11 protein-coding genes are annotated in these 12886 nt (G+C 61.3%); 2 read left to right on the top strand and 9 right to left on the bottom strand.

Annotated elements, in window-relative coordinates; all coding sequences use genetic code 11:
• Positions 1-180 precede the first annotated feature (180 nt).
• The 5 genes from hydA to Q2T52_RS23360 form a co-directional block, all read right to left on the bottom strand.
• On the bottom strand, positions 181-1593 hold the full coding sequence (gene hydA, locus Q2T52_RS23340; protein ID WP_302079324.1) for a dihydropyrimidinase: 1413 nt from the start codon (positions 1591-1593) through the stop codon (positions 181-183).
• A 20-nt stretch (positions 1594-1613) separates the two neighbouring features.
• Positions 1614-2879: a cysteine desulfurase-like protein gene (locus Q2T52_RS23345; protein ID WP_302079325.1), complete on the bottom strand. Its 1266-nt coding sequence runs from the start codon at positions 2877-2879 to the stop codon at positions 1614-1616.
• 29 nt (positions 2880-2908) lie between these two features.
• Positions 2909-3646, bottom strand: a complete 738-nt coding sequence (locus Q2T52_RS23350) for an amino acid ABC transporter ATP-binding protein (RefSeq protein ID WP_302079326.1) — start codon at positions 3644-3646, stop codon at positions 2909-2911.
• Positions 3646-4317, bottom strand: coding sequence for an amino acid ABC transporter permease (locus tag Q2T52_RS23355; protein WP_302079327.1), 672 nt, complete (start codon positions 4315-4317; stop codon positions 3646-3648). The genes Q2T52_RS23350 and Q2T52_RS23355 overlap by 1 nt, the downstream gene beginning before the upstream one ends.
• Before the next feature lie 62 nt (positions 4318-4379).
• Positions 4380-5177, bottom strand: a complete 798-nt coding sequence (locus Q2T52_RS23360) for a transporter substrate-binding domain-containing protein (protein WP_302079328.1) — start codon at positions 5175-5177, stop codon at positions 4380-4382.
• 152 nt (positions 5178-5329) lie between these two features.
• Between Q2T52_RS23360 and Q2T52_RS23365 the strand changes: the two genes are divergently transcribed.
• Positions 5330-6016, top strand: coding sequence for a FadR/GntR family transcriptional regulator (locus Q2T52_RS23365; RefSeq protein ID WP_302079329.1), 687 nt, complete (start codon positions 5330-5332; stop codon positions 6014-6016).
• Between the two features lie 10 nt (positions 6017-6026).
• On the opposite strand, the gene Q2T52_RS23370 is transcribed toward Q2T52_RS23365, so the two are convergent.
• The 4 genes from Q2T52_RS23370 to Q2T52_RS23385 form a co-directional block, all read right to left on the bottom strand.
• A complete protein-coding gene (locus Q2T52_RS23370) occupies positions 6027-7235 on the bottom strand; it encodes an ROK family transcriptional regulator (RefSeq protein ID WP_302079330.1) in 1209 nt (402 codons plus the stop codon).
• Between the two features lie 126 nt (positions 7236-7361).
• On the bottom strand, positions 7362-9113 hold the full coding sequence (locus Q2T52_RS23375; protein ID WP_302079331.1) for a GH116 family glycosyl hydrolase: 1752 nt from the start codon (positions 9111-9113) through the stop codon (positions 7362-7364).
• Between the two features lie 12 nt (positions 9114-9125).
• The gene (locus tag Q2T52_RS23380) at positions 9126-10112 is read right to left on the bottom strand and encodes an ROK family protein (RefSeq protein ID WP_302079333.1); all 987 of its coding nucleotides are present in this window, start codon (positions 10110-10112) and stop codon (positions 9126-9128) included.
• Between the two features lie 87 nt (positions 10113-10199).
• A complete protein-coding gene (locus Q2T52_RS23385) occupies positions 10200-11147 on the bottom strand; it encodes a DMT family transporter (protein ID WP_302079334.1) in 948 nt (315 codons plus the stop codon).
• Between the two features lie 363 nt (positions 11148-11510).
• Between Q2T52_RS23385 and Q2T52_RS23390 the strand changes: the two genes are divergently transcribed.
• A complete protein-coding gene (locus tag Q2T52_RS23390) occupies positions 11511-12152 on the top strand; it encodes an outer membrane protein (protein WP_302079335.1) in 642 nt (213 codons plus the stop codon).
• Positions 12153-12886: the final 734 nt, after the last annotated feature.

A 12886-nucleotide genomic window follows, 5' to 3' on the forward strand; every position in this document is an offset into this window, starting at 1 on the left:
CGCAACGGCAGCCCACGCGACTATTGCTTAGAAGCCGGAAAAAAAGGGATTTGGAGCGGAACGCCCGCGCGCGGCGCAAAACCGGAGGGCTCGTCGCTGGGGATAAAGTCGTCTGAAACGCAAAACGGGCGGATGATGCGCGTCACCCGCCTGTTTCGTCGAGTTGACAAAAAATGTTGATCAGGCTTGCTGCCGCGTCGTCAGATGCGAGCGAGAGCGGGGCAGATATTGGCCCGCAGCCTGCTTCAAAAGGCCATCACCCGAAACGATGCTCTCGCCGCGGATCAACAGGCGCACCGGCCAGCCCTGCACGTCGAGACCCTCATAGGGCGTGTAATCCGCGCCATGCTGAAGCAGGTCATTGGTCAGCGTCACGCGGCGCGCCGGATCCCAGAGTGCGATATCAGCATCGGCACCGACAGCAATCGTGCCCTTGCGGGGATAGAGCCCATAGAGCTTGGCATGGTTGGTGGAGGTGACAGCCACGAACTGGTTCAGGCTGATGCGGCCCTTCATCACGCCTTCCGAAAACAGGATCGGCAGGCGGGTCGCCACACCCGGAATGCCGTTCGGGATCCAGCGGAAGTGGCGCTTACCCTTCTCGTTCAGCTTGCCTTCGGCATCATCGTAGCGGAAGGGGCAATGGTCGGAGGAGAAGAGGTCGAACACACCTTGTTCCAGTCCCTCCCAGCAGGCCTCTTGGCTAGCCTTGTCGCGCGGCGGCGGCGAGCAGACATATTTGGCGCCTTCCAGCTCGGTCTGGTCGAGATCGTCCGCCGTCAGCATCAGATATTGCGGGCAGGTTTCGCCGGCAATCTTCTGGCCCCGCTGGCGGGCACGGCGGATTTCCTCCATCGCCTCGCGATTGGACACGTGAACGATGACAACAGGCACGTCGACGATCTCAGCAAGCGACAGCGCCCGATGCGTTGCTTCGCGCTCCGCCGCCACCGGCCTCGTCGTTGCGTGATATTTCGGCGCGAACTTACCTTCCTCCTCATGGCGACCGATCAGATAGCGGATCGCATCCTCGTTCTCGCAATGCACCATGACCAGCGCACCGGTGCGCCGCGCCGTGTCGAGCGTCGCAAGGATCTGGTCGTCCCGCAGGCGCAGGCCCTCATAGGTCATGAAGACTTTGAGCGACGTATACCCGTCTTCCACCAGCGCCGGCAGCTCCTGTCCCAGAACTTCCGGCGTCGGGTCGGTGATCACGAGATGGAAGGCGACATCCACATGGCATTTGCCCGCAGCCTTCTCGTGATAGATCTTCAGCGCCTCGCGCAGGCTTTGGCCCTTCTCCTGCATGCAGAAGGCAAGCACCGTCGAGTTGCCGCCGATGGCAGCCGAGCGCGTACCTGTGTCGAAATCATCGGCCATCACGATGCCGTCGCCGGACGGCTGGTCGAGATGCACATGGCTGTCGATGCCGCCGGGCATCACGTAAAGCCCGGTCGCATCGATGATCTCATTGGCCGATGCCAGTCCGTCGGCCAGCGCCGCAATCCGCCCGTTGAGGATGCCGACATCGCTCTTGAACGTGTCGCTGGCGGTCACCACGGTGCCGTTGCGGATGATGGTATCGAAATGCATCGGCCTTTTCCCTTCCTTGCTCAGCTTGCCTTGGCGAAACCGACATCGGTTGCGAGGATGCGATCCAGCGCCGCCGTCATGCGGTCCACTTCCTCGATCGTGTTGTAATGCACCATCGAGACCCGCAGCATGCCGCCGTGATCGGTCTGGTCAAGGTATTCGGCGAGGCGGCGGGAGTGGAAATCGCCGAAGCGGATGGCGATGTTTTCCTTGTCCATCGCCTTGCAGATTTCGCCCGCCTCACGTCCGTCGAACCGGAAGGCAATGGTGGGTACACGTCTGCCGTCGCGATTGGTGGAGTGGCCGATAATGCGGCAGTCATTGCGGGAGCGCAGATAGGTCAGCAGCCGTTCGGTCAGTGCATTTTCCTGCGCGGTGATGGCTTGGAAACCGGCTTCGATGCGTGCGCGGACGCTGCCGGTTTCGCCAGCGCGACTGCCCAGCTCCGCCAGGTAATCGACAATGCCGCAGGTCGAATAGGCGAGCTCGTAGTTCGGATTGCCAGGCTCCAGCTTCCCCGGCACTTTGTCCTTGCCGTAGAAGTAGTGGTAGAGGGTGTCGAGCTCCAGCAGCAGTTCGTGCTTTCCATACATCAGGGCGTAATGCGGGCCATAGGTCTTGTAGAGGCTGAAGACGTAGTAATCGACGTCAAAGGCCTGCACGTCGACGGCCCGGTGCGGCGCATAGGCGACCGCGTCCACGCAGATCCGGGCACCCTTGGCGTGCACATAATCAGCAATCTCGCGCACCGGATTGATGGAGCCCAGAATGTTGGAGACATGGGTGACGCAGATGAGCTTCGTGCGCTCCGTCATCAGCGGCTCAAGATCCGCCAGTTCGAGAGACATGCTGTCCTTGTTGAGCGGCCAGAACTTCAGGACCACACCGCGCTCCTGCAGGCGATCCCAGGGGCCGATATTGGATTCGTGGTCGCTGATCGTCACGATGATCTCGTCGCCGGCGGCAAGCTGGCTCTGCATGGCGCGCGCCAGATTCTGCAACAGCTGCGTGGTGGAATTGCCGAAGACGATCTCTTCCGGACGGCTGGCATTGACGAGATGCATGGCGGCGGTGCGCGCTTCGTAGAGTGCTGCGGCAGCCGCCTGCGAGACCGCATAGGAGCCGCCGATCTGTACATTCTTCTCGATGAGAAAGGTGTTGATGCGCTCCACCGCGCCCTTCAGGATCTGCGAGCCGCCGGCATTGTCGAAAAAGGTCCAGCCGTGTTGCAGCGCCGGAAACTGGCTGCGGACAAATTCGAGATCAAGTGATGCAGTGCCTGCCATCCCTCGGTTCCTCCAGGGTTATGCTTGTTTCAATGGTTGAGGACGGCGCGCAGAAAACTGCGCGTGCGTTCATGTCGAGGGGTATCGAAGATATCGGCCGGGGTGCCGCTTTCGACGATCCGGCCGCCATCCATGAAAATGACGCGATCCGCCACCTGCCGCGCAAATCCCATTTCATGGGTGACGACCACCATGGTGACGCCGGTGCCGGCAAGTTTTTTCATGACATCCAGCACTTCGCCCACCATTTCCGGGTCGAGTGCCGAGGTCGGCTCATCGAACAGCAGCACCTTCGGCTCCATGGCAAGCGCACGGGCAATGGCGACGCGCTGCTGCTGTCCGCCCGAGAGTTGGCCGGGATATTTCTCCGCCTGCTCGGCTATGCCAACGCGGGCGAGCAGATCACGGGCCTTTGCTTCTGCCTCGGCAGGTGCGGCGTTGCGCACCCGGATCGGTGCCAGCATGACGTTGCGCAGAACGGTCATATGCGGAAACAGGTTGAAGGACTGGAAGACCATGCCGACTTCCGCCCGAACACGCGCCAGTGCGGCGCCGGGCTGAACCTTGATGCCGTCGACGGTAATCGCGCTCTCTGCGCTGAAGCCTTCCAGATGGTTGATGCAGCGGATGAGCGTCGACTTGCCCGAGCCGGACGGGCCGATCACGCAGACGACTTCGCCCTCGGCGATATCGAGATCGATGCCGTGCAGCACTGCGAAGGTGCCGTAGGATTTGCGAAGGTCGCGAATGGAAATGAGGGTGCCCATCAGCGTCTCCCCTTGCTCAGATGCTTTTCCAGCCGCCCGACCACAGCCACCATCGGCCAGAGCAGGATGACATAGATGAGGGCCGCGCCGATCAGCGGCGTCGGGTTTGCCGCAAGCGCCTGCGCCTGCGTGGCCTGCTTCAGAAGGTCGGGCATGGCAACGACCGAAGCAAGTGCTGTATCCTTCAGCACGTTGATACAGTTGTTGGTCAGCGGCGGAATGACGATGCGGATTGCCTGCGGCAGGATGATATCGCTCATCGTGTGCCGGTTGGAAAAGCCAAGGGCCGCCGCGGCTTCGAACTGGCCATGCGGCACGGCCTCAATGCCCGCACGAAAGATTTCCGCCGTATAGGCGGCAGACACAAGCCCCAGTGCTGTGACCGTCGAGGCGAAGGGTGACAGGCGAATGCCGACGAAGGGCAGGGCGTAATACACGACGATCAGCAGCACCAGCAGCGGGATCGAGCGGAAGATATCGACATAGATGCGGATGAGGAGCTTGCCCGGTGCCGGTGCGTAAAGCCTGGCGACGGCCAGCACCAGACCGCCGATTAGCCCCGCTATGATGCTGACGATGCCGATCTCGATCGTGGTGATGAGACCCCATAGCAGCTGCGGCAGGCTCTCCCACAGAACACGCAGGTTGAAGAAGGTATTGAGAAGGTTCATGCCGGTCCGGCTCCCTTTGGCAGTCCGGCGAAGGTGTTATCCTTCGCCGGATGCGAGCCGTGTTACTTGGCCTTCGGCATGTCCATCACCTTGACCGTGGACGTGGTGTCCTCGGCCTTGGCGCCAAACCAGGTTTCATGCAGCTTGGCGATATAGCCTTCCTTCTTCAGCGTGGTAATCACGTCGTTCACCTGGCTTGCCAGCGGGTCGCCCTTGTTGAACATGATCGAATAGGTCTCGCCCGTTGGGATGCGTTCCACGACCTTCAGTTCCGGCTTGTCCTTGACGTAGTAGAGCAGCGCCGGGATATCGCTGATGTAACCGTCGATACGGCCAGCCACGAGGTCGAGCATGGCCGGCGACAGGCCCTCGAACTTGCGGATCTCTCCGAACTTGTATTCGCCCTTGTGAGCGTCGGCCCACATGTCGCCGGTGGAGCCGGTGTCGACGCCGACGACCTTGCCGGACATATCCTTCAGGCCCTTGATGCCGGACTTCGCTGTGGCGGTCAGAGACTGGTCGCTGTCATAATAAGGCTGGGCGAAGGAGACGGACGCTAGGCGCTTTTCGGTAATGGTGATCGAGGAGACAGCCATGTTGATGCGGCCGGACTGGACCGCCGGAAACAGGCCGGCAAACGGGGTGTTGACGAACTCGACCGTTTTGCCAAGGCGCTTGGCCACTTCGTTGACGAGGTCCACCTCGAAGCCGACGGTCTTGCCGCTGGCGTCCTGGAACTCCCAGGGCACATTACCGATATTGGCGCCCACTGTCAGGTCTGCTGCCTGCGCCGCTTGGCCCGCAAGAAGCGCAAACGCGCCGGAGAAAAGAATTGCCTTGATGCTGAATGCACGTGTCATGAAGGTTCCCCTTGTTTTTGTGGCATGACGTCATCTACATTGGTCTAACTGGTCAGACCAGTCAGGCCAAAAACAGCACGGCTCTTTCCGCTTTGCAAGATGGTCCGCTAAAAATAGATTAGGTTTTGCATTCGAAAGGCGGAACAGGATTGATGCTCAACAAGACCCTTCTCCCGCAAAGCGTGGCGCGGGAGATCCAGACCATGATCCAGTCCGGCGCTTTGAAGCCGGGGGACAAAATTCCGTCGCAGCGCGAATTTTCCCAGAAGTTCGGCATCAGCCGCGCGTCATTGCGTGAGGCACTGCTGACGCTTGAAACGCTCGGCCTGTTGAAGACCGAAGCGGGTCGCGGCACATTTGTGGCGAGTGGCGGAGGGCAGGCGGCCAACATGGCGCCCTGGCGCTACTCCGACAGCTATTCCGTTTTCGATGTGTTCCAGACGCGTATTCTGCTGGAGGGCGAGATTGCGCGGCTTGCTGCTGGTCGCCTCACGCAGTTGCAACTGGACCGCATGGAGACTGCCACCCGCACCATGGAGGAATGCTGGGCGGCGCAGGATCTTCTCGCCAATGTCGAGGCGGACCTTGAGTTTCACGGCGTTATCGTTTCGGCCTGCGCCAATGCGATGCTGCGGTCGCTCTACCAGACGGTACGCGATCAGGTGACGGAGACGCAGCGTCAGCCGATTCCGATCACGGACCCGGAGCGCATGCAGGCCTCAATTTCGGAACATCGGCGGATCATAGCAGCCTTGAAGCAAGGTGATGGCGCCAAGGCGCGCGAGGAAATGGAAACCCATATCCGCAACACCGCCCGCTGTGCCGGGCTTACACCCTGAGAAATTGAAATTATACGCCCTGTGTTGCCGCCTGCGGCAGACGCATTTCGCTGGGAAGATCCTGCGGCGAAAACAGTGCGTTGTGCAACTGGTTGAGCGCGACGGCCACCGAGCCGATCAGGGTTGCCCGCGAGCCAAGCAGGCTGGGCTCGATGCTGATGGTCCGGCGTGTCAGGCGTGGCACTTCCTCGCCCACGAGTTTGAGAATCAGCGGGTGCCGGCCCACATTGCCGCCCAGTACGATCTTTTCAGGATCGATCATGGCATCGACGGAGACGATCAGCAGGCTTGCCAGCCGTGCTGTCTCGCGGATGACGGAAGCGGCCGGCTCCTGACCGGCCTCGGCTTCCTGCAGAATGCTGCGCACATCCGGGGCTGATCCACCCGCGGTGCGGTATCGCGAGACGATACCCTGAGCGCCGATCGCGGTTTCCAGTGCACCGCGCTCCAGGCTGTCCGCGCTGTAGGGATCGGAGCCGAAGGGAAGATAGGCAATTTCACCTGCCGCACCCTTGGCACCCTTGGCCAGTTTGCCGTTGATCAGCAGACCGAGACCGACACCGGTGCCGAGAGAAATGAAAGCGGCCGTTTCCAGACCCGCGCTGCGTCCCTTCCAGGATTCGCCGATGGCTGCGGCATTGACGTCATTCTCGACCACCACCTCGCATCCCAGTGCTTCACTGAGGCGTGTCACCACATCCAAGCTACCGGTTTCGCCTATGTTTTGTGCCAGCGACAGTGTCCCGGTTATGGGATCTATGACGCCAGGCGTCGCGACGGAGCCGAGCAAGATCTTTTCGAAAGGCAGACCGTTTTCCTTCAGGCTGGTTTCGACGAGATCATGCATGTGCTCGATGAGGTCGTTCGCCACGCGCCCGCCGGTCGGGTGCTCGCTTTCATGGACGATCCGGCCGGAGATCGAAACGACGGCGATGCGGATGGTCGTGGCGCCAAGATCGATACCGACGGCATAGCCTGCATCATCGGCCACCTCGTAGGTGATGGCGCTGCGCCCCACCTTGCCGCTGATGATTCCCTTGGCACGCACCCAGCCGGATTCTTCCAGCGCCCGAATGACTTCCGACATGGTCTGCTTGGAAAGCCCGGTCTTCTTCGCGAGCGTTGCCCGTGATGTTGGCCCCTCATGCAGCAGGATGTCCATGGCGGCGCGCACGGAGATCTGACGCAGAACCGGCAACTGGCTGGGACGAAGGTTCATGGGGGCAATACCTGTCGGGAAGGCGGCTTGATGTGCACAGGATGTCGATCAGCGAGTCCTACACAAACAGTTTAAACCTGAAAAGGGTTCGGCGGATTGACGAACAATCCGCCGAACCGGTTCCGGTCATTCACTGACCTTGCCGCTCGCGATCGCCTTTTCCACGGTCCCCTTGTGCGCCAGAATGGCCGCGGCATGCATGCCGGTCCAGCCCTGCAGCAGCGAACCGCGACCGAAAGGCGGCGCGAAATACTCCACCGAGCCGATCCAGCCGTTCTGAAGGCTTGTCTTCCACCAGCGCAACAGCGGATAATCCCAGCCATCCAGGCCGAACTTCAGGCGCTGCTCCGCATAGAGGCCGGAGAGATAGGGCCAGTCGGAGCCATTGTGATAGCGATAGGCGAAGGCGGATTTGGCACGCGTATCGGCAACCCGCTTGAAAGGCGGCCAGGCGCACATCACGCCCCAATCGCCAAAGGGCTGCTTGTCGTTGTTGCGGGTTTCCAGAAGCGCCTCAGCCTTTTGCAGGATGGTCATTGACCGCTCCTTCGATGCTGCATCGAAGCGCAGCATGGTAAGACTGTCGAGCGTCAGGTGATCCTCGACGAACTCCTCCTTCAAGCCGTAATCGTGATACCAGCCACCTTCGGTCAACATGGCGGCATCCACATTGCCGCGTGCCTTTTCGGCAAGAGCCGCGGCATCCTTGGCAAGACCGGCGTCTACCGCGCCACCGAACCGGGCGATCACGTCGAGCGCGCCGATCCACAGGCCGATATCGTAGGCGACATAGCCGTGACGGTAGACATTGTCCGCCCAGTCGCGGTCGTGCCGCGGCTTGATTGGCAGGCCGGTGCCGAACTCGTCGAAGCTGACATAACGACGGTAGATGGCTTCGATCAGCTTCCAATGCTTTTTCAACGGTGCGTCATCGCCGGTGACGCGGACATAATCGCCAACCGTGAGGATGAAGAAGAGCGGGCTGTCGAAGTGATCGCTCCACCAGTCGAGCCGGCGCCGGTGCTCCATGAAGCTCGGGGAAGTGGTGCGGAATTTGTCCCATTCCTCACCTTGTTTCGGACCGGTCAGGATCACGCCGCTTGGCGCCTCGCCATCCGTTTGGAAGCCGGTTGCCAGCAGGTCGATCTGGTCGCGAATGACATCCGGCTGCAGGAAGAGCAGGGCCTGATGGGTCCAGAAACCGTCGCGGTAATAGGTACGGGTCGGGGCCGAATAGGCCTGGCCGGCCGCCAGCCCCAGGAAGCTACCGTCTTCTGCGCGGCGAATGGCGGACAGCGAGGCATGCGCACTCTGGATCGCCATGGAGCGCATCAGCGGACCGGCGGTCGGCAGAATATCGCACCGTTCGATATAGGCATTCGCTTCCGCGATAATTGTGTCGGCCGAAAGAGCCTGCGCGCGCTCGGCTTCTTCAAGGCTGGCACCTGCGGAAATCACGATATCGCCGTTGTCGCGCGTCTCGACAATGGTGAAGCCCCAGGGCGTGGTGGCGATGCGGCGCTTGCCGCGACGCTCGATCTTGTCCGGCTTGGTCAGCGTGCCCCACCAGGCGCAGCGGGCGGCCGGGCGAACGGAGCGAAGCTCGACACCCCGCAGCAACAAAGCCGGTGCCGATTGCGCCACATGGATGGATTGTCCTTCGCTAACCAGACGGTTCGGCGCGTAAGTGAAGGGGCCGTTCCAGGCCTTCGTATAGATATTGGCCATGTGGCCGCAGCCCCAGAGCGAGAGCTTCAGATGACCGCTCTCAGGATAGAGATCCCCCTGCAGGCGCGGTGCCATGAAGGCCAGCTGCAGCGGTTCTTGGCTTCGCACCTGACCATCGCGCAAGGCTTGGGCAAGGGGTGTCTCAGTCATGGGTGCATTTCCTTAAGAGGCAGATGTAGCGGTGTAGGCTGCCAGCATGACGGACCCGATCAACCCCGCCTTCGGCCCAAAATGGCTGCGCTCGATCCGGCACGGGAAGGGCAGAAGCGGGCGCACATGGTAGCGTAGGCGCTCGAGGAAGGGTTCCTGCGAGCCGATGCCGCCGCCCACCACGATCAGGGCAGGGTCGATCAGCGTCTGCACGGCGGCAAGACCGACCGAAGAGATGCGCGCGATCTCGTCGATCGCCTCTGCTGCTTCGGCATCGCCCTTGCCGGCGCGGGCAAAGAGATCCGCAACCGTTTCGCTCGGGCGTGCGAATTGCTCCCGAATGGCAGCGGAACCGACCAGGCTTTCGAACACGCCGTTCTCATTGCCGGGCGCCGTTTCATGCGGATTGCTGCCGACAGGGAGGAAGCCGATTTCGCCGGCCCGGCCATGGGCGCCGCGCAGCAACTGGCCATTGATGACGATGCCCATGCCAACGCCGGTGCCGAAGGAAATGAAGACGATGGAACGGCTTTCGCGCGCAAGACCCGCCATGGCTTCACCATAGGCGGCGAGGTTGACATCATTCTCAACCGTGACCGGAAGGCCGACATGCGCGGCGATCACTTCAGCCAAGGGTTTGTCTGTCGGGAGATCGAGATTGGGGGAGAGGGAGGCAAGGCCAGTCTCGGGAGAAACAACGCTCGGCACGCCCACGACGATGCGGGCGATATCCTGAGGCTGCAGGCCGGCCTCGGCTGCGAGGCGCTTCGTGAGCCGCGCGATCTGCGCCAGAACCGGCGCACCGGCGCCGTGTTCGGTCGGTTCTTCAAGCGTGGCAAGGAGGCGGCCTTCCAGATCGGCAAGGCCGCACAGAAGCTTGGTCCCGCCCAGATCTACGCCGATGACATAGCCGGCAGATCGGCTGTCTGCCGCCACGCGTTGAGGCTTTGCCGGAGAAAGGCCCTGAGCGGCGGAACCGGCCGCAAGATCAGCTGACACGTTTGGGACGTCCTTTTTTGTTCGGCATGTTGACGAATTATTAGCGGGGCAAAAACACCGGTGTCAATGACCGGCGCCCGGTAGACCTCAATTTTCGCATGTAGTCTTGGCGAGAACTCTTTCGCGGTGCCAGATGTAGAGGCCGGATCCCATCAGGATCATCGATCCGATCAGTGTCCAGACGGTGGGGATATCGCCGAAGAACACGAAGCCGAGCACCAGCACCGCGAGAAACTGGAAATAGGCCAGCGGCGCCAGGAAGGAGGCCGGCGCGTGGCGATGCGCCTGTATGTAGAAGTAATGGCTGAGCGCGCCGAAGAAGCCGGCGCCGGCAAGCCCTATCCAGGTGGCGGCATTCCGTGGCCAGATCCAGATGAAGGGCATCAGCGGCGTGAGGATGAGGGCGGGCAGGGCGGCCATGATCAACAGCATGCTGCCGGGCGAATCGCTGCTGGTCAGCCGTCGCGTGATGATGGAATAGGCGGAGCCGACGATGACGGATGCGAGGATGATGCCGAAGGCGGGATTGATGCTGCCGGGCGCGGGGCGGGTGATTACCAGTACGCCGATGAAGCTGATGCCGATCGCCGTCCAGCGATAGCGCCCCACTTTTTCGCCAAGCCAGAAGATGGACAAAAGCGTCACGAAGGCCGGTCCGGTAAACTGGATAGAGAGCGTCTGGGCGATCTGCAGGTAACCCAGCGCCAGAAAGTTGAGCACCGTGCAGACGATCTGGATCAGTGCCCGGATGACCTGCAGTTTCGGATTGTTGGTGCGCCAGGCTTCCGGCGTCCGCCACGGATTAAGTGCAATTCCGGCGAAGAGGAAATGGAGCGCGAACCGCACCCAGACGACTTCAAAGGCCGGCAATTCCCGGCTGGCAATCTTGGCCGAACTATCAAGGCAGGCAAACAGCGACACTGCCGTCAGCATCAGCACCGCCGCCTTCGCCTTGTTGGTGTCAGCACCCATATCCGGCAAGGACTTGCTTTGGGTTCGACGAAGAGACGGAGGAGCGGGTGTGGCTGGGGTCATCGCTTGAACCTGATATGCATCCGACCTCCCGACGGTCTGATAGCAGACAAATTCATTCGTCACCATGTCGAACTTATTGTCGCTGCGGATTTCACATGCGCGCTCGGTAACCGAGACGGCGGAAAAGTGGCGGTTTACCGGCCTTTTTGCGCCTCACGGCATGGTGAGCAGATTCTTTATCATGATAGCTCGTCCGTGCCGGTCTGGTTAAGGATGCGTTTATACTTTCATGAAAATAACCTTAGGCATGGCACCGAGGCGATGACGCTGTCCCATGGGGCGGGGGGAAACGTCGGTCCTTCGGTTCGATATCCATGGTCGCCTGCGCATGGGCCATTCGCAGGCTGTGTACGGAGTAGTCTCATGTTGAAAACCACGCTTGCGCTGGCCGTTCTGTCCGGTCTTTCCGCTTCCCTTCTCACCACGTCCGTTTCGGCTGCGGATCTCGCGGCCTCTTACAATCCTCCGGTCTCCAACGACCCGATGGTCAACACCAACAATGACTGGAACGGCGCCTATGTGGGCGGCCATGCCGGTATGGCATCCCGTCACCTGAACCCCTTCAACAGCGGCAAGGGCTTTGATGGCGGTATCCAGGGCGGCTACAACGCCGATGTTGGCGGTGTCGTCGTTGGCGGTGAAGCCGATCTGTCCTATCTCGGTGACGCCAATGTGCGCGTCGATGGCGGCAACCTCAAGGAACGTCATCGCCTCGGCCTGAAGGCCAAGGCCGGTGTGCCGATGGGCCAGACGCTGATCTACGGAACGACCGGTCTTGCCATGACCAACTACCGCGATGCCAACGGCATTTCTGGTCCGGATGGCTGGAAGCCGGGCTACATTCTCGGCGTTGGCGTCGAGCAGAAGCTGAATGAAAAGCTCTCAGCCAAGGTTGAGTATAACTACACCGGCACGCCGAATGTCCGCAGCTTCGCCAATGGCGTCGGCTCCGAGCGCGATGTGCATGACCACACCATCACCGCTGGCGTAAACTATCACTTCTGATAGACGCCGGCCTGATGGCATCTTCGATGGCTCTCCCGGCGAAGGGGGAGCCATTTGCGTTTTGGGCTGTCAAAGAACGGCCAAGCGCTGGCGATCACGCGACCTAACGGCCCGTGGTTTGGTTTCTGTTCTTGCCGCATGCTCCGGGTGGAAAACCGCTTCACACTTTTCCTGAGCATGCGGGTATTTCGGCCGGGGCGCTGAAAGCTGCCTCGTATTGTAGTTTATAGGTAGCACCTCTCAGCGCCCCGTTCGGTTGTTTCTGCCCGCGGGTGGGGTCCCTCTGACTGGAAGATCGGATCGAGCCGTTTGCCATCGCCGTTCCCGCTGGCCCCAGAGGAGCCGAGCAGGCGGACAACGGGCGATGCGAGCCCGAACCCGTCTTCCCCTTGTGTGCCACACAGGCACGTCCGGCGCGCCGCTGGGTATGTCGAAGAGGCCGCGCTGACGTCCGACGCGCATCCTCTCCGCCCGTGTCGCCGGAGGGGGACTCAAGTTTCGCGGACCCGGATCATGAGGCTTTGCGCCCTATCCTCATGACCCGAACCGGCCCCGCATCGCCGGCACGCCTGCCGGTGTATCCGCTGCGGAACGGGAGGATTGTAGGCACGGGTTTCGGGGGCGGGGAAAATTTTCTTCGCCGTCGTCCTCGGGCGCCATCCGAGGATCGATTGAAAGGCAAATGGGATCAACCGGTTGCGGATCCGAACGAGGAGGCGAGATTGCTTCCGTCT

The organism is Rhizobium oryzicola, assembly GCF_030504645.1.
Classification (GTDB): Bacteria; Pseudomonadota; Alphaproteobacteria; order Rhizobiales; family Rhizobiaceae; genus Neorhizobium; species Neorhizobium oryzicola.